The 17614-nt window shown below is 45.4% G+C and carries 20 protein-coding genes; 13 read left to right on the forward strand and 7 right to left on the reverse strand.

Annotated features, from left to right (window positions below; genetic code table 11):
• Positions 1-30: 30 nt before the first annotated feature.
• Positions 31-627, reverse strand: a complete 597-nt coding sequence (locus MSG35_RS23125; RefSeq protein ID WP_248385073.1) for a DTW domain-containing protein — start codon at positions 625-627, stop codon at positions 31-33.
• A 2-nt stretch (positions 628-629) separates the two neighbouring features.
• Positions 630-2174, reverse strand: coding sequence for a hypothetical protein (locus tag MSG35_RS23130; protein ID WP_248385074.1), 1545 nt, complete (start codon positions 2172-2174; stop codon positions 630-632).
• Positions 2175-2213: 39 nt separating this feature from the next.
• On the opposite strand from MSG35_RS23130, the gene MSG35_RS23135 reads away from it, so the two are divergent.
• On the forward strand, positions 2214-2681 hold the full coding sequence (locus MSG35_RS23135) for an EVE domain-containing protein (RefSeq protein WP_248385075.1): 468 nt from the start codon (positions 2214-2216) through the stop codon (positions 2679-2681).
• Between the two features lie 87 nt (positions 2682-2768).
• Here MSG35_RS23135 and MSG35_RS23140 read toward each other — a convergent pair whose 3' ends face one another.
• Both MSG35_RS23140 and MSG35_RS23145 read right to left on the reverse strand, forming a co-directional pair.
• Entirely contained in the window at positions 2769-3596 is an 828-nt protein-coding gene (locus MSG35_RS23140) for a Cof-type HAD-IIB family hydrolase (protein ID WP_048615017.1), read from the reverse strand.
• Positions 3597-3778: 182 nt separating this feature from the next.
• Positions 3779-4759, reverse strand: coding sequence for an alpha/beta fold hydrolase (locus MSG35_RS23145; RefSeq protein ID WP_048613039.1), 981 nt, complete (start codon positions 4757-4759; stop codon positions 3779-3781).
• Positions 4760-4840: 81 nt separating this feature from the next.
• Between MSG35_RS23145 and rhtB the strand changes: the two genes are divergently transcribed.
• From rhtB to MSG35_RS23180, 7 genes are all read left to right on the forward strand, one after another.
• Positions 4841-5458, forward strand: a complete 618-nt coding sequence (rhtB, locus tag MSG35_RS23150) for a homoserine/homoserine lactone efflux protein (RefSeq protein WP_048610767.1) — start codon at positions 4841-4843, stop codon at positions 5456-5458.
• A gap of 45 nt (positions 5459-5503) precedes the next feature.
• Complete coding sequence (locus tag MSG35_RS23155; protein WP_248385076.1) at positions 5504-6724, forward strand: EAL and HDOD domain-containing protein; 1221 nt, start codon at positions 5504-5506, stop codon at positions 6722-6724.
• A 99-nt stretch (positions 6725-6823) separates the two neighbouring features.
• Positions 6824-7165, forward strand: coding sequence for a metalloregulator ArsR/SmtB family transcription factor (locus MSG35_RS23160; RefSeq protein WP_004736602.1), 342 nt, complete (start codon positions 6824-6826; stop codon positions 7163-7165).
• 173 nt (positions 7166-7338) lie between these two features.
• The gene (locus MSG35_RS23165; protein ID WP_248385077.1) at positions 7339-8340 is read left to right on the forward strand and encodes an ArsJ-associated glyceraldehyde-3-phosphate dehydrogenase; all 1002 of its coding nucleotides are present in this window, start codon (positions 7339-7341) and stop codon (positions 8338-8340) included.
• Positions 8341-8361: 21 nt separating this feature from the next.
• Positions 8362-8853, forward strand: a complete 492-nt coding sequence (locus tag MSG35_RS23170) for a cyclin-dependent kinase inhibitor 3 family protein (RefSeq protein ID WP_017061028.1) — start codon at positions 8362-8364, stop codon at positions 8851-8853.
• A gap of 96 nt (positions 8854-8949) precedes the next feature.
• Positions 8950-10170, forward strand: a complete 1221-nt coding sequence (gene arsJ / locus MSG35_RS23175) for an organoarsenical effux MFS transporter ArsJ (protein ID WP_248385078.1) — start codon at positions 8950-8952, stop codon at positions 10168-10170.
• A 184-nt stretch (positions 10171-10354) separates the two neighbouring features.
• The gene (locus MSG35_RS23180; protein ID WP_017061031.1) at positions 10355-11368 is read left to right on the forward strand and encodes an acyltransferase; all 1014 of its coding nucleotides are present in this window, start codon (positions 10355-10357) and stop codon (positions 11366-11368) included.
• A gap of 60 nt (positions 11369-11428) precedes the next feature.
• Here the strand turns inward: MSG35_RS23180 and MSG35_RS23185 are convergent, their stop codons facing one another.
• A complete protein-coding gene (locus tag MSG35_RS23185; RefSeq protein ID WP_017061032.1) occupies positions 11429-11758 on the reverse strand; it encodes a DUF2500 domain-containing protein in 330 nt (109 codons plus the stop codon).
• Positions 11759-12002: 244 nt separating this feature from the next.
• Between MSG35_RS23185 and MSG35_RS23190 the strand changes: the two genes are divergently transcribed.
• The 4 genes from MSG35_RS23190 to MSG35_RS23205 all read left to right on the forward strand — a co-directional run bounded on the left by MSG35_RS23190 (position 12003) and on the right by MSG35_RS23205 (position 15071).
• Positions 12003-12377 (forward strand): hypothetical protein, encoded by a 375-nt coding sequence (locus MSG35_RS23190; RefSeq protein WP_004736595.1) that lies wholly within the window; start codon positions 12003-12005, stop codon positions 12375-12377.
• Positions 12378-13304: 927 nt separating this feature from the next.
• Complete coding sequence (locus MSG35_RS23195; RefSeq protein ID WP_050645414.1) at positions 13305-13925, forward strand: lysoplasmalogenase; 621 nt, start codon at positions 13305-13307, stop codon at positions 13923-13925.
• Between the two features lie 90 nt (positions 13926-14015).
• The gene (locus tag MSG35_RS23200) at positions 14016-14252 is read left to right on the forward strand and encodes a YecH family metal-binding protein (protein ID WP_017061034.1); all 237 of its coding nucleotides are present in this window, start codon (positions 14016-14018) and stop codon (positions 14250-14252) included.
• A 234-nt stretch (positions 14253-14486) separates the two neighbouring features.
• Positions 14487-15071: a YhgN family NAAT transporter gene (locus MSG35_RS23205; RefSeq protein ID WP_009848232.1), complete on the forward strand. Its 585-nt coding sequence runs from the start codon at positions 14487-14489 to the stop codon at positions 15069-15071.
• Positions 15072-15188: 117 nt separating this feature from the next.
• On the opposite strand, the gene MSG35_RS23210 is transcribed toward MSG35_RS23205, so the two are convergent.
• Positions 15189-15455, reverse strand: a complete 267-nt coding sequence (locus MSG35_RS23210) for a DUF1145 domain-containing protein (protein ID WP_016784000.1) — start codon at positions 15453-15455, stop codon at positions 15189-15191.
• 10 nt (positions 15456-15465) lie between these two features.
• The gene (gene rsmD, locus MSG35_RS23215) at positions 15466-16068 is read right to left on the reverse strand and encodes a 16S rRNA (guanine(966)-N(2))-methyltransferase RsmD (protein ID WP_017066764.1); all 603 of its coding nucleotides are present in this window, start codon (positions 16066-16068) and stop codon (positions 15466-15468) included.
• 230 nt (positions 16069-16298) lie between these two features.
• Between rsmD and ftsY the strand changes: the two genes are divergently transcribed.
• Positions 16299-17549: a signal recognition particle-docking protein FtsY gene (gene ftsY, locus MSG35_RS23220; RefSeq protein ID WP_248385080.1), complete on the forward strand. Its 1251-nt coding sequence runs from the start codon at positions 16299-16301 to the stop codon at positions 17547-17549.
• Positions 17550-17614: the final 65 nt, after the last annotated feature.

A 17614-nucleotide genomic window follows, 5' to 3' on the forward strand; every position in this document is an offset into this window, starting at 1 on the left:
TGTTTTTACCTTCCCGCGCGCCTGCTTGGTCTATTTGAGGGCGTGGCCACACTTGTCGGCGTGGAACACTTTTAGATAATGCTGGTAGTAGTCATCAATGAGCTTGGCAGATTCACTTTCACCTAAAGATTTGAGTAACTCAATACCCACTTCACAAGTACACAAGTGGCCACTGTCTTGGTTGCGGCGCAAGGTGTATGAAGATTCGCTGGTAATGTCGAGGTGAACTTGCGGAACGGCTTGTAACCACGAGCTCTTGTTAAGCATCTTCTTCGCTTCTTGCCATGTGCCATCCAAGATGATGAATAGCGGCTTATGACTCTGGGCTTGGGTCATTACAGCTTGCTGGCACTCGATGCTTTTATCACTCGGGAATAACAGAAACGGATGTCGTGTTTCATCGTCAAGCAGTGCCATTAGCTCCGCTGGTGGTGTTTTCCTTTGCCACACAATGGACTGGCACTGATCAAGGGATTGCTGAAGCAGCTTTCCGGTATTGGTATCGCGCGACAGTTCATTCTCATGAGTGAGCAGTACAAGATCGATTTGGCTTTCGACACTAGGTATCAGGTGACAAATACATTGGTGAGTGAAGCCACAACCAGGGCAAGCTTGTTGGTTACTCATCTTTACAGCTTCACTCCACTTTGTGCGGGTGAGATACCATCAGCAAACAAAACTACGTCGCTGATATCAGCATCATCTGCAACTGGAGCGACACTTGGGTTGAGCGGGTAGCTGACACCTGAGTATGACAGGGTGTGTTTTGCAGGTGTAGCACCGCCGCCACTGACATTGAAGATCAGATCCTGCCAGCCGTGGTTTTGCGATTTACCTAAGCGTATGTCGCCCTTAACCAGTGTCACTCGGCTATTGAAGCGCCAGTTATCTTGATGGTTTTCGAAAATCAGCAGTGTACAGCCACCAGAACCACACCAATCGAGCTGGGCGAGCAGCTCTTCTTTGCCGTCGCCGTTGAGGTCGTAGGTTAACCAGCGGTACTTGGTATCGTCAGGTGAGCTGTTGTTGATCTTAAAGTACTCGCGGATCGCTTGGTCGACTTTTGGATCAAGTTGATCGCTGGAGTTGACCTGCTTTGCGGTTAGATCAACGTTAGCGGTGGTGTTTACTTGTGCTTGTGCACTTTTAGCTTCGAATAACACCAGACCGCCATTGGCAATCGGATACACCACGTTGCCCACTTTCTCTTTTTCAGCGATTAGCTTGCCATTATCGAGTGTGAAGATGCGCTCGGAGATTAAATACTGTTGCTGGTGGCGAGTCATAACCACTTGTACCTGATTTTGGTTCAGTTGCTGCCAGAAGCCCTGCTCAACAATAGAAGGGTCTCCATTGCTGTATGAGTAAGTCGTGATAGCACTGTGGTCATCGTTGAGTTCAAGGTTGATAGAGAACCCTGAGTTTTGCGTTGAGCTAGCAAAGTAGAGTCCGCTCCAGTCCAGCGTTGGATCTTGGTTTGAGACCGTTGCACAGCCATTATAGTTACTGTCATTGAGGTTAAGCTTGGCATGCCATCCATAGATAGAGTCGCTCATGCCGTCGCTGCAACTCTCTTTTGTAAGGTTGAGTTTGCCTTGCGCTGCTTTGCCTTCTAATTGGTAATCACGACTGCTTGGTGTGGTGCGGCTTGATTCAATATCGAGGATCTGTGGCTGTTCGCCCATCTTAGTGTATTTGAGCTGGTCTTTATCGAAGGTTGCTGACCAGAATGGTTCATTACCAAATACTCGTGTTGAGCGCAGGGGTTGGTCGCAGCGCTCTGGGTTCTCTGCGGTTAGGATGTTCACTTGGTCAACCACGAAACGGGCTGTGAAGTCTGCGTTGTAACCCGTTTGGCTCGGCACGGTCAGGTGACCAATCAGCTCGCCATATAAGGCTTGGTATGGTCTCGTTGAGAGCCCTTGTGCTTCTAGTGCTAACTCTGGAGATAAGTCTAACCAGTATTGTTGTTGGCTGCCGCAAGGCGTGAAGGTTCGACTTTCGTGACCAACCACCACCTGACCACGCATGATGAAGGTTTGCGGTTGAATGCTCAGTGGCTCATCCAAGGTTGCTGGGGGCAGTTCAGGTTGTTGCGGCGTATCAGGTGCCGTAACACAGCCTTGTAGAGCGAACGCGACTAGCCATGTCACTGGGTTTTTCATTACCTTCATGTTATATCTTCCTCGGAGCAACCGTTAATTGGATTTATTATGGCATATTGGTTATTTAAAACAGAACCCGACACCTTCTCTATTCAGACCCTGAGAGTACAAAAAACCTCTTGTTGGGAGGGTGTACGCAACTATCAGGCTCGAAACATGATGCGTGATGACGTCAAGCTTGGAGATTTGGTGATGATATACCATTCATCATGCAAGAAAGTTGGCGTCGCGGGGATCGCTAAAGTAACCAGAGAAGCTTACCCAGACCAGTTTCAGTTCGACCCAGAGAGTGATTACTACGATCCTAAGTCTTCACCCGATAACCCACGCTGGATTATGGTGGATGTCGAGTTTGTGCGAGTGACTGAGCGCTTGATTCCTTTGGCTACGCTTAAAGCCATGCCTGAATTATCAGAGATGCCATTGGTGAAGCGCGGTAATCGCTTATCGATCATGCCGGTTACCGAACAAGAGTGGCAGGCAATCTTAAGCAAAGAAGTGTTAGGTTCTCGATAGCGTTAGAGAGAGCTTTTTACGTAAGGTTCAAAAAAGGCAGCCAGTTGGCTGCCTTTTTATTTATTCAGATCTCTTCAACGAGCGAGATTAGAGCAGATGCTTTTCTAGGTAGTGAGCAACGGCATCGTCCGCGTTACTGCCAATCACTTCATTGTCTGGCAGAGCTTTCATCACTTTCTCATGTGATGTGCCCATGACTAGACCTTTACCTGCCATAGCCAGCATTTCAGCGTCGTTCATGCCATCACCAAAGGCAACACAGTTATCCAGTGTCAGGTTTAGTGATTTTGCAACAGCGTCTAGAGCGTGGCCTTTAGAGACTTCAGCGGCCATCACTTCCAGACACCAAGGTGTAGAGAAGGCGATGTTCAGTTTGTCGCCAAAAGCATCTCTTAGCTTTTGTTCAAACGTGACGAGATATTCGTGGTCTTGTTCTGGATGTGTGAAGAAGACTTTCGCGATGCCTTCGCTTGGTGCGTTTTCAGCTTCAAAGCGCTTGTAGCTAAAGCCAGACTCACTGTGGAATTTAGCCAACATTTCATCTTCACGGTCTAGTAGCCAATCTTCATTCTGGTACATGTGAATAAAGAGGTTTGGATCTTGGCGCACAATATCAATAACCGGCTGAACGAGTTCCTGAGGTACGTTCTGGCTATACATCAGTTGATCATTCTGGTCATGCACGCGTGCACCGTTTGAAGTGATCATATACGCCGGAATGCCTGCTATCTGACGAATACCCGCCACATCGACGTGGTGACGACCCGTAGCGAAGATGAAGGTATAACCTTGGTCGTGTAATTTCTTAAGCGTTAGCTTGGTAAAGTCGCTTAGCTGATGGTTGGGAGCCAAAAGCGTACCATCTAAATCAGAAGCAACAATTTTCACGGAATCTTTTAGTGCAGGAATACTCATTTAACCCTCATTGCAAAATGCTTAACCAATATTGACGCTAGCCAGCGCTAGAATCGTTTTAACTACAATATCTCTAGGTAGAAATTGTATGCCAAATTCATGCAAGAAAAGAGGGCAAAGCTCACTTACTTCTCTTCCTCTTTAGCGCTTATTTTCTTGGTAGGTTGCTTAGCGTATTGGCTTTAGGCGAAAAACTGATTGATCGCATCCAGTGTTTGATTGCGATATTCATCTTGCTCAAACAACACCTCATGCCTAGAACCCTCAACCAACTTAAACTGACAATCAGAGTTGGTTTTCTTCAGCTTAGAGATGAACTTTACTTGAGCACTGTTACTGACAATCTTTTCATCCCCAGCTTGAATCAATAGCAGAGGGATCTTGATTTGACGAGTTTGTTGAATTGCTTGCTTGGCGGCCATTAACCCTTGCCACACCCAACGCGTGCTCGGTCCACCCACCTGCAAAGATGGAGACTCGTCATATAAGCGGCGGAACCACTGATAACGAACCTTGCTGTGGCTTAGTAAGTTGTTTTCAAATGGCTTCGAATAATACGCTTGCTGCCCTGGCGCGTAAGTCGGCTTGGCATAAAACGCGGTAAGCACTTGTCCAACGATCATTGCGATAGGTTTCAGGTACCACTCGGTATTGATACCAAACATCGGGGCGCACAGAGTCACCTTATCAAATGGATGGTCTGGATGGGTTTGTAGGTAGCGAGTGGCTATGGTGCTGCCCATTGAGTGTGCGAGCAGATAGCGATTGGAATACTTACTGAGATCGAAACTGGCAATGACGTCAGACATGTCAGATGCATAATCATCAAACTCATGAATGTGACCAATGTCAGAGTCTGTTACCATACGTTCAGACTGGCCTTGACCTTGGTGGTCAAATGAATAAACGTCATAGCCTTGTTGATAGAAATCATAAAAGAGTTCTTGGTATTTTTGGCAGCACTCAATGCGGCCATTTGAAATAACAATCGCCTTGGTATGAGTCTCTGAAGTCAGGCTACACCAGTACAGTTTCTTTTTACCGGATGTTGTTACATACCCATCTTTTCGTTGTTGCCAAAGGGTGGGGATCGGGTGTTTAATCGCTTGCTCGAATTGAGGTTCTTGCGTGTACGAAATCGGGGCGCCACTGTGGTTTTCCATGGGAAATTACCTGAACTGATGCGTGTGAGAGCTTTATTGCTACTAATGTTGTTAGATTAAAGAACTAGTAAGGAAATGCAAATGGATACTCATGTTTGGCTTGCTTATGTCGTCACGGCGATATTGTTTAGTTTGGCTCCGGGCTCAGGTACCGTTAACTCAATCAGCAATGGGCTAAGTTATGGCACCAAGAAGTCACTTGCGTCGATCGCGGGCTTACAACTCGGTCTTGCATTCCACATCATGCTGGTGGGCGCGGGCATTGGTGCATTAGTCGCTCAATCCGCGTTGGCGTTCACTATCATCAAATGGGTGGGCGTGGTTTACCTTCTTTGGTTGGGTATTCAAAAGTGGCGTGACAACTCTAGCTTAGTGGCTTCACAAGAAAACTCGACGCTATCGAGTGGCAAGCTGCTTAGAAATGCGGTGCTGATTAACCTTACCAACCCAAAATCTATTGTGTTTTTGGTGGCTCTTTTCCCTCAATTTATCGATCCGACACAGCCGCAAGCACCGCAATTATTAGTGTTAGGTGTTACAACGGTATTCATTGATAGCGTTGTTATGTTGGGCTACACCTCATTAGCTTCACAAATGGGACGTTTTATTCGTTCAGATCGCATAATGGGTAAGATAAATAAAATCTTTGGTGGTATGTTCATGGGCTGCGGCGCATTGCTGGCTGCTGCCAAAGCCTAATCAAAGCAAGAGAGTTAAAGTTAAACCAATTAGAGTTATCAAGAAATGACCGCTACCTACGTTGCTCGACAACCTATCTTAAACCGTAAGAAGAACACGCTTGGTTATGAGCTGCTGTTTCGTGACGGAGAAAGGAATGCCTATCCAGCGCATATAGAGTCTAATCGAGCAACGTATCGTCTGATCGTTGAGAACTTCTTGTCGGTTGGGCTTAACCCATCGATCCCATCTTCACGCTGCTTTATTAACTTCCCTTACCAAAGCTTGATTCGTCGGTTGCCTTTGAGCTTGCCGAAAGACAAGGTGGTGGTTGAGATCCTTGAAACCTGCCAACCGACCGACGAATTATTAGAAGCCGTTAAAGAGCTTTATCAAGCGGGGTACATGATTGCCCTAGATGACTTTACTTCGACGCCAGAATGGGAACGTTTCCTCAAATACACGCATATTGTTAAGCTCGATATCATGCAGATGGGCTTGGATGAGGCGTGTGATTTGGTCAAAGCACATCAAGGGAAAAAGTTTAGCTTTCTTGCTGAACGAGTCGAAACCGAACAAGAATTCCAGCAAGCCAAAGAGGCGGGCTTTAAGTTCTTCCAAGGCTATTTCTTTAGTAAGCCGGAAATCATCAAGACCAAGTACATCAGCCCTGAGCAAGTGATTGCCATGGAGCTGTTCCAAGAAGTGTGTAAGCCCGATGTCGACTTTCAGCGTGTCGAGAGTATCGTCGCGAAAGATGTCGCCTTGTCTTATAAGCTACTGCGCTTTGTGAACACCATGTCGCCTCGTCTAGAGGTGACCATCTCTTCATTCCGTCAGGCCTTGGTGTATCTAGGGCAAGAAAAACTGAAAATGTTTGTCTCGCTGGCGGTGGCGTCTTACGTCTCGGATAAAAAACCGAAAGAGTTGTACGGTTTGTCTTTGCAGCGCGCACAGTTTTGTCAGCGTATGTCTCGTTATCAGGCATTTGAAGGACATTCCGAGCAAGCCTTTATGATTGGTCTGTTCTCGTTGCTGGATGCATTGCTCGATCTATCGTTAGAGAATTTAGTAGAGCAACTGCCTTTGTGTAAAAGTATCAAGGTGGCTTTGCTTCGTAGAGAAGGGCCATATGGTACCTTGCTTGCGCTTGAAGAGAGCTTTGAGCATGCTGATTGGCAACAGATTGATGAGCACTGCGCCGATTTAGGATTAAGCGTGGATCAGGTCAAAACGGAGCTTACTGAAGCTCGCCGTTGGAGCCATACCGTGACCAACCAGCTCTGATATTTCTTCATTAAACTTTTATGACAATTGAAACGCACGCCTTGACGTGCGTTTTTTTATATCTAAGATATGTGCATATCCATATATGAGTATATTTTTATGCTTCCTCACCAATTTTTTAAATTACTGTCCGATGAAACGCGAGTGCGTTGCTTAATGTTGATAGTTCGCAATGAGTGCTTATCGGTTGGTGAGTTGACTCAGGCATTGCAAGAAAGTCAGCCAAAGGTTTCACGCCATCTTGCGCAGCTGCGTTCAAACGGTATTTTGACTGATGTTCGCCAGGGGCAGTGGGTGTTTTACCGCCTGTCACAAGATTTACCAGGTTGGATGCTAAAGTTAATTGACGACCTTATTGCATCGAACTGTTTGAAAACTGAATACCAGCAAGATATTGAGCGCTTAGAGTCGATGAACTCACGCCCAGTATGTTGCGTTTAAATACATTAAAACTTAATGCCGAAATAGTTGGAGTTGCAGCTAGGCGACAAGTGAACTTATCCCTATGAGCATAGTGGCTCTATGTAATTAGGGCGGCCGGCGCTCCGGTAAGTGAACGTAGTCAACAACGCTGCGGCTTCAAATATGAAGGCAATTAACTGAGAGAACAGAAAATGACAGTCAAAGTAGGTATTAATGGTTTTGGTCGTATCGGCCGTCTAGCACTTCGCGCAGCATTCGATTGGGATGAGCTAGAATTTGTTCAAATTAACGATGTTGCTGGCGACACAACAACACTGGCCCACCTTCTAGAATTTGATTCAGTTCAAGGTCGCTTTCACCACGAAGTAACTGCAGAAGGCGATGAGATGATCATTAATGGCCAGCGCATCAAGACCACACAAGAGCGCGACATCGATGCGATCGACTGGTCTGGTTGTGATGTGGTTATCGAAGCGACAGGTGTTCACCGTAAGACCTCTTTCCTAAACAAATACCTAGAGCAGGGCGTGAAACGTGTTGTGGTATCGGCGCCAGTGAAAGAAGAAGGCATCGCAAACATCGTTGTTGGTGTGAATGACAATATCTTCGACCCTACGGTACACAAAATCGTAACGGCAGCGTCTTGTACAACGAACTGTATCGCGCCAGTGGTTAAGGTGATCAACGAGAAGCTTGGTATCGAGAACGCAGCCTTCACCACTATTCACGATTTAACTAACACGCAAACTATTCTTGATGCGCCGCACAAAGACTTACGCCGCGCACGTGCATGTGGCATGAGTCTTATCCCAACAACGACGGGTAGCGCCAAAGCGATTGTTGAGATCTTCCCTGAGCTAGAAAACCGTATCAACGGCCACGCAGTTCGTGTACCGCTAGCGAACGCTTCTCTGACAGACATCATCTTCGAAGTGAAGCAAGACACCACGGCAGAAGAAGTTAACGCGATGCTGAAAGAAGCGTCTCAGAATGAACTAAAAGGCATTCTTGGCTTTGAAGAGCGTCCACTGGTTTCTATCGATTACAAAGGCGACCAACGCTCAACAATCGTGGATGCACTATCAACGATGTTGGTCGGTAAGCGCATGGTTAAGATCTACGCTTGGTACGACAATGAGATGGGTTACGCAACACGTACCGCTGAGCTTGTTCGTACCGTTGGCCTTGCTTAATAAGAATCTGGAGAAGATATAATGATACATCCAACATGGCAACTAGACCTAGAGCAAGGTGCGCTAGTGCTTACTCCGTGCCCAGGCACAAAAGAAGCAACGCTTGATGCATCACTGGCTCAGCTAAAAGAGCAAGGCGTTGAAGCTATCGTGACAGCACTTGATGACCATGAGCTTGCAAGCAAAGACGTGGCGGCACTTGGTGAAAAAACACGTGCGTTAGGTATGCAATGGTTCCAGATCGAAATTGAAGACGACTGTGCACCGGGTGCTGGTTTTGCTGCGAAGTGGCAAGCAGCTAGCCCTGAGCTACATAACATCGTCGATAACGGCGGCAAGGTTGCAATGCATTGTATGGGCGGCTCTGGTCGCACTGGTTTGTTCGCAGCTCACCTACTGTTAGAAAAAGGCTGGGATTTGAGCAAGGTAGTTCAAGAGGTGCAGGCACTGCGTCCAGGTGCCTTCACTAAACCTATCCAGGTTGAATACATTAATGGCGTAGCGAATAGCTAATAGTCATCAGTGTTAGACAGGGAGCTTTTGGTATCTGGAGTGTTGAACTTATCATGATCCAAAAGCTCTTTTTGTTTAGATTGCAGAGATAGCGTTATGTTTTCAAATCTAAGTAAGAGCGTTCGCCAATACATGTTGGTGACTTTTAACTACTGGAACTTCACCATTACTGATGGTGCACTTCGCATGTTGGTGGTTCTGTATTTTTACGACCTTGGCTACAGTTCGTTAGAAATCGCCTCACTGTTCCTTTTCTATGAATTCTTTGGTGTGGTGACTAACCTAATCGGTGGCTGGTTAGGGGCGCGTCTTGGCCTCAATAAGACCATGAACATTGGGTTAGGCATGCAAGTCGTCGCCTTGGGTATGCTCGCGGTGCCAACGGCAATGCTGACCATTCCTTGGGTCATGGCGGCGCAAGCCTTGTCTGGTATCGCTAAAGACCTCAATAAGATGAGTGCCAAGAGCTCAATTAAGACTCTGGTTCCTGATGAACAACAAGGCGCGCTTTATAAGTGGATTGCGATTCTGACCGGATCTAAGAATGCGCTTAAAGGGGCAGGCTTCTTTATTGGTGGTTTACTGCTTTCAACGATTGGCTTCCAATACGCCGTGCTCGCGATGGCAGCCGTGTTGGCATTGGTCTTCGTTGGCAGTGTGTTGAGCTTAGAAGCGGACATGGGCAAAGCGAAAACCAAGCCTAAGTTCAAACAGATCTTCTCTAAGTCTGAATCCATCAACATCCTATCCGCAGCACGTATGTTCCTGTTTGGCGCTCGTGATGTGTGGTTTGTGATTGCTTTGCCGATTTACCTAGGCAGTGTGTTTGGTTGGGATCACTCATGGGTTGGCGGTTTCTTAGCTGCTTGGACTATCGCTTATGGCTTTGTACAGGGCATTGCGCCGAAGATTACTGGTAAAGCTCAAGGTAAGGTGCCAGATGGCCATGCCGCGCTGTTATGGGCTGGTGCGTTGGCTATCGTGACCGCTGCTATCGCTTATGCAGTACAGATTGGCTGGCAACCAGAGCTCGTTATCGTGGGTGGTTTGATGGTATTTGGTGCCATTTTTGCGGTGAACTCATCACTTCACTCATATTTGATTGTGAGTTATGCGAAAGGCGATGGCGTTTCTCTTGATGTCGGTTTCTACTACATGGCAAACGCGATGGGCCGTTTGATTGGCACGATATTGTCGGGCTTGGTATTCCAAATGGCAGGTTTGTCTGCGTGTCTGTGGGTTTCCTTCGCATTCTTGGCGATAACGACGGTGATCTCTCTGCGTTTACCTAAAGTACCAAAAATCTCAGCGGCATAAGCTTCAGCCGAATGAGCCTCATTTGTAAGAGTGAAAATCGCATAAGCTTAAGTCGGATAACCTAGAGTCGAATAAGCTAAATTCGCGATAAGTATCTCCTTTAACACTAAGCTGACTTGGTATTTATTCCGGTCAGCTTTTTTATTGCTATAGTAGAATGATTGAATATTAATCAGGCATTTACATGAAGCAGCGAATTCTCTTTTTTGATTTAGCACGATGTGTCGCGGCCGTAGCGGTTATCGCGATTCATGTTTTGGCGCCTTATCGCAATGAGTTGGGCACTATTCCTTTCGGTGAATGGCTTACTGCCATTACGGTAAACGGTTTCAGCCGCTGGGCAGTACCTGTGTTCATTTTGATTACTGGCGCACTGATGCTCAGTGATCAGCGCCCGTTTGACGCCAAATACTACCTCAAGCGTCGTTTGGGCAAGGTACTGATACCTTTCATTGTCTGGTCGCTTTTCTATACCTATCTGTCGGGCTGGTCGGCAATGGGCTTTGATGCCGACGTCAGTTGGGACGTGTTGCTTAATAGCTACCATCATTACACCTATTACCACCTTGGTTTCTTCTATTACTTCATCCCACTCTATTTTGTGATTCCGTTCTTGCAGATCATGGTTAGAAAGTACGGTGATAGATCGGTCTATGCCTTTACGGCGGTATGGTTGTTCACAACATTGCTGTTCTTACTGAAAATCGATGGCCCTTGGAGTCACGAATTGTGGTTGTACACCGGTTACTTACCATTGGGTTACTTGCTGTATAAGATTGTGCCACTTAACAAGATGACCGTTGGCGTGAGTGTGTTACTGGGTGGGCTAGCGTTACTAACCACGGTTTACATGGTGGTTGATGCAAGCTTGGTAGCAGAAGAGTACACGGTAGGGCGCTGGCTATCTTACAAAACGTTGAATACCGTATTAGCCGCGAGCATGGTGTTCATGGTATGCCGTTACTATGGTGAAGGCCTGTCTGAGAAGAGTAACCAAGTGGTTGGCTTTATCAGTAAGCACAGCTTAGGTATTTACCTGCTGCACCCGATTTTCTTGTGGCCGATGAAAGAGTTTGGTTGGTACCAAGGACATCCGGCATGGGTTATTCCATTATGGATTGTGATCAGCGGAGCTGGCGCATTATGGATGAGCTGGTTGGTGTCTAAGTCAGAGAAAACGCGTTGGTTATTGCCTTAGCGGTGATTGCTAAGGCTTTCTGATGGATTGCTTAGGGACGACAGTTGAAGCGGCTGACGTTTAGCGCTTCAACGCAAAGTGTAAGAACTTATCGCCTTGGTAGGTTAAGGTTCCTTTGTCGCCAGGGTTAAGGGCGTGGAAATAGTGGATGCCGACTTGGAATTCTCGCTTCGGACCAACCACACCACGTTGAACGTAAATCCAGTACTCTTGATCTTCTTGGCCCGGTTCTGCGTCAGGAAGGTCGATCGATTGTTTGTCTAACACCGTGACATTCACTTTCTTCTCTGGCGCATTTTCACCTTGCGAGTGTTTTCGATAGAAACCAATAAATACCCAAGCCGCTAGAGCAGCGAGAGCAAAGATGGCAAAAAAGAGTGAATTAGGCATATAACCTCCATGTAGTCGTGATGGTTATTCTATTCTTTCAGGCAATAGGGATATGTGTTTAAAGCCGTTATTCGTGAACTGTTGTAAGCCAAGCTGATTATTTTTCGGCAGACATCACATTTAATGGTCAGTTTGGGATAAAGCATTGTTATTTATTGTCTCTTTCTCTCGTAAATAACAGTTATTTTGTATAAGAATAGGGAAATGCTCGACTAGAATTATAGTGTGGAGTGGGAGGGCTAAGATGACCGATATTGAAAAAGTGGTGACAAGAACTCGCAATATAGAGAAATTATTGAGGCTTCAATATCATGCCGAAGGCGAAGGATTGCATGAGCTTGTAACAAGCTGTGAAGAAAGGCTACCGCACGATATGGTGAGCAAGCTGCGCTATATCGCAACGTGTCGTAATAAGGTAGTCAATGAACATGAGGCTAAGTTGGAAGACCAACATAAGTTCATCATGATGTGTAACGACTGTGAGAAGGAGCTGACTCCACGTAGTGGTCGTTTTATCTGGCGAGTTGCGATCTTACTGATGATGGCAATGACTTTAGCTGCCGCAGGTTTCTATTATGCGAACTGGGATGTGCTAACACTGCATCTGTTTTCGAAGTGAAAAAATTGAACAAAAAAAGGGACGCTCATGGCGTCCCTTTTTTTATCTGTAACTTGCTTAGTACATCATCGGTAGCGTCATTAGACCTACAACTACCGCGATCATTACAAGTCCTTGTCTTTGCGAAGATGAAATCATAACACTACTCCTAAATTTGGTTGTCTCTCGCTATGTTTTAAAGAATAGCACTACTTATGGCCTTAGATCAAGAATTACTTTCGAAAGCTTTAAAAGTAGTAGAAAACTATGAGTTTTTGGCTTGTTTGGCAGTGTTTAACTGTGTTTTATGGTGTGTTCTTAATTTGTTCGTTGTGATTTATGTTTGTTCTAATTTGATTTAACTTGTTGTTTTGTAATGGTTGTTTTGTGTAATTTATATTGTTAAAGGTTGTTAAACTGTATTAATAGAGGTTGGTGGTGGCTAGGTTGGTTTTGGTTGGTTTTTTAAGTTTTCGGCTTGGTTTTTGTGGCGATTTTTACCGGAGGCTTGAAATAACCTGACAAAACTGGGCGTTAAAAAAGAAAACTGGCTACTTTACAAGTCTAGGCTTGGTTAGCGTTTTTATTTTCCTGTTAATCTTGAGTTTGTTTATTTAACTTATTGTTATTATTTATTTTAAATGTGGTTATTTTAATTTTTTAAGTGTGGTATTTGACGGAATTAGGCCGGTTTTGGTGGGGTCGATAGGTTAGAATTGGCAAAAATTCAAGTATGGCGACTCTAATGCCAGTTTGAATGGGTTTTATGATGATTCGTTCTAGTTTTAAACGAATGGCCATTGTCATGGTGGTAATTGTTACGACTTCAATCTAAAGAGACTCTTTTTAGTGGAAGCGTAATCAAGATCCAATTTTGAGGGGCTGAGGCTTTACATCAACACTCGTGTGCCTAGACTGGCGACGATTTAAAGCAATAGGACAAATGGTATGTGGAGTTGGTTGGCGGTTTCCTTGTCTGGTATCGGAGCAATAGCAGGAACGAAACATGGACATATCGGTCAGGCCTTATCGTATAAGGTTTTTACCTATGTATTATTAGCGACCATTGCTTTAACTCAATCTGTCGTTGCTGATTTTACCTATTGGGTCGTTGCTGGGTTGGCGGTCTCTGCGATCGCAGATGTCCTGCATACTGTTACTCAAAAACGTCCTCTGCATTTTGTTTGCTTCTTGTTAGCTCAGCTCTGTTACAGCAAAGCATTTTGGTTACAGCTATCAGGAGAAATGGTCTGGTGGTTGTTCGCGCTGCTGTTGGCGGCTTGTGTCGTTGCTTTCTTCTTGCTTCTGCCTCGTTTAGACAAACTCGTCTTTCCTGTGGTTATCATGGGTATCGTGCTTATTCAGCTTGCATGGGCTTCTGGTGAGCTCTGGTTGCTTGATCCTCAACTGTCGCATGCGGTGGGTTTTGCGGGTTGTGTCGTGTTGCTGCTTTCAGCATTGGCGTACGCGCTAAATTTTTATCGTAGCCCAATTAAGGGTGCCTACTTTTGGGTGACGGGCAGCTACTTTCTGGCGCACGCTCTCATTGTTGCTTCCCTTACAATTTAGGGTAGAGCTCGCTTAACTCTGAGCTACATCAAGGCAGCTCAGATGAAAGAAGGTACTCTACGTCTACTTCATTAAACATGAGATAGAGTTATGACTACCGAAATTCATGCACACAACGTTTTAAACCTACTGAGTGAAAAGCCACTGACTCGTGAAGAGTTGACGCAAGAACTCGCTCAAACTTATGGCGCAGAAGCGCGTTTTCATACGTGTAAGCTGAACGGTCTGGATTTAGATGGATTGCTGAAGTTTTTCCTGAAGATGGAAAAGGTCGTGGTTATTGATGACAAGCTTTGCACTAATCGCGAACGTGTGTGTAACCACTGATTCCCAGTGACTTGGCTTTTATAGATAAGAAGAGTGGATGCGACGTTTCGGCTTCACTCTTTAAATTCTCTTTTCTCTTTTCTCTTTTCTCTTTTCTCTTTTCTCTTTTCTCTTTTCTCTTTTCTCTCGCAAAATTCCCTTCTAATTACATAAGTTAATCCTTTTATTACTGCGTTCGAAAATCAATGTTGAGGCTGCTATACTCCGCGCACTTACGCTTTTCGAGACAAACTTATGGAAATTTTATCTGCAGCAACCATGCTGTTTCTTATTATGGACCCGCTTGGCAATCTACCAATCGTGCTCTCTATCCTTAAGCATATTGATCCGAAGCGTCGCCGTATTGTTCTTGTTCGTGAACTGATGTTTGCGCTGATTATCCTGCTGTTGTTCTTGTTTGCTGGTCAAAGCATCATGAACTTCCTGCACGTGCAGCCTGAAACCTTGAGTATCTCTGGCGGTATTATTCTGTTTATTATCGCGATTAAGATGATTTTCCCAAGTGCGGGTAGTATTACTGGCCTCGCGGCGGGTGAAGAACCGTTTATTGTGCCGATGGCGATCCCAATGATTGCTGGCCCTTCAGTGATTGCGGCATTGATTCTGTTGTCGACACAGCACCCTGACAATATGTTAGAGCTTTCAGGCGCAGTGATGCTGGCTTGGGGTGCTACCTTCTTTATTCTGATGTTTAATGGCTTCTTCCTGCGAGTGCTGGGAGAGAGAGGTCTTAAAGCCATCGAACGCTTGATGGGCTTGTTGTTGGTTATGCTGTCGACGCAAATGTTCCTCGATGGTGTGAAAGGCTACATGGGCTAACATCAATATCATTGCTGAATAAAAAAACGCCGCTCAAATGAGCGGCGTTTTTGTCTCTACTGTTTCTGTCATGATGTTTTCTGTAGCTAAGCGTTTTATATCTGGGCTTAAGCTCGATTACATCATGTGTTTGCGTCGGATATCGAGTAAGGCGAAGACACCGAAAATCAATATTGACCACTTCTCCCAACGTGACATCTCGATCTTATCGCCGAATGCACCGATGAAAATCAGCATCTGCAGGCCGTGCATGAAGAACAAGAATGCTGTCATGATATAAAGCGCAATCGCAGCATTACCCGGGAACGGGTAGAAAATATTTACGATTAAGATAAACCAAACAAAGGCGATGGCTGCTTTTGCTAGTGGAAGCAAGAACTTCATTCAATAACTCCTATTCTTCAGTGATTCGATTGAACAGTCGGTAGCTTGACTGTCCGGTGGTCTTGTCGCGATGCAATTCCCAGTTCTCTGGCATAGCTTCGAGTTTCAGTTCTTTCTCTGTCTCGACGTAAATGATGGCATTGTCTGCAAGCCAACCATTACTCTCAAGCAGTTGTACTGTTTCTGCCAGTAAGCCTTGACGAAATGGTGGATCAAGGAAAACCATATCGTAAGGAGTGCCTGGTTTCTTAAGGAAAGAGATAGCATCAGTATTCACGACATTGATGTTGTCTGCCTTGAGCTCTTTCGCGTTATCAGAAAGCTGTTTAGCCGCCTTTTGATTCATTTCGAGCAGTGTCACCATTTTTGCTTGGCGAGAAGCTGCTTCAAAACCTAGACCGCCAGAGCCGGCAAATACATCCAAGCAAGTTGAATGTGGGATATCTTGAGCCACCCAGTTAAAGAGTGTTTCTTTTACTCGGTCAATGGTTGGGCGTAATCCTTCTAAATCATGAACAGGCAGCTTTCTACCTCTCCATGAGCCACTAATAATTCGAACAAAGCCTCCGGATGGCTTTTTTTGTGATGTGTTTTGCTGGCGACGTCTTACCATAGATTTTTTGACCGCTAATAAAGTGATACTATACCGAGCCCAATTTAAGTGGGTTCGTGTATTAAATAAATTTGCAATGACAAAGTGTATCAAGCTAAAAGCAAACTTATCACTGCTTTGTCATTTTTCTTTACTATTCGTTTGTACAAGCTTGTATTGTATAACAATAGCAAAGAGTCGACGTGTATTAAGTCAATACAGCTAATTAGTAGATCTAGGAAACTCCTCTGATGACGAAAAAAAAGAAGCGCGGATTATTATCGTGGCTTGGTTTTGGTGAAGAAGAACAAAGCCCTAAAACTCAGAATGAAGCGAACGTAGAAAGCGTTGAAGATCAAACTGAAGTTGAATCACAAGTTGAGGCTGAACAGGTCGCGCCTGAAGCTGAACAATCTAAGCCAACTGAACCTGAGCAAGCGCTTGAAGAAGCTCAACAAGAGCAGCAACCTGTCGCAGCAGAAGCAGAAGCAGAAGCAGAAGCAGAAGCAGAAGCAGAAGCAGAACAGGAAGAAGTGGCTGCTCCGCAAGCCAAGGTTGAAGAAGTTCAAGAAAAGCCAACAGAAAGCTTCTTTGCTCGCCTCAAGCGCAGCCTAAGTCGCACTAAAGCAAACATCGGTGCGGGTTTCTTTGGTCTGTTCAAAGGCAAGCAAATCGATGAAGACCTGTTTGAAGAGCTAGAAGAGCAACTTCTGATCGCTGACGTGGGTATGAATACTACGGTTAAGATCATTGAAAACCTGACAGAAAAAGCATCTCGCAATGACCTAAAAGATGGTGAAGCGCTTTATGGTCTGCTCAAAGAAGAGATGGCAGACATCTTAAGCCAAGTGGAACAGCCACTGGTTGTTGATACCACTAAAACACCTTACGTTATCTTAATGGTGGGTGTGAACGGTGTAGGTAAGACAACTACGATCGGTAAGCTGGCGAAACAATTCCAAAATGAAGGCAAGAAAGTGATGCTAGCAGCGGGTGATACCTTCCGTGCTGCAGCCGTTGAACAGCTTCAGGTTTGGGGTCAGCGTAACGATGTGCCAGTTATCGCTCAACACACTGGTGCGGACAGTGCGTCTGTTATCTACGATGCGATTGAAGCAGCGAAAGCGCGTGGTGTTGATGTTGTGATTGCTGATACAGCCGGTCGTTTGCAGAACAAGAGCAACCTGATGGAAGAGCTACGCAAGATCGTTCGTGTAATGAAGAAGATTGATGACTCTGCACCACACGAAATCATGCTAACGCTCGATGCAGGTACAGGTCAGAATGCTATCAGCCAAGCGAAGCTGTTCAGTGAAGTGGCTCCAGTTACGGGTATTACACTGACTAAGCTAGATGGTACGGCGAAAGGTGGCGTAATTTTCTCAATTGCTGACCAGTTCCAGATTCCAATCCGCTACATTGGTGTGGGTGAAGGTATTGATGACCTGCGTCCATTTGAATCTAAAGACTTCATTGAAGCACTATTTAGCCGCGAAGAGTAACGCGAGTAGCAAAGTGGTTTATCCTTAATCTGCTACCGTTTTTAAATTTGATATTAGTGATCGTA

Origin of the sequence: Vibrio sp. 1CM23M, assembly GCF_023161755.1 — a bacterium.
Classification (GTDB): Bacteria; Pseudomonadota; Gammaproteobacteria; order Enterobacterales; family Vibrionaceae; genus Vibrio; species Vibrio coralliirubri.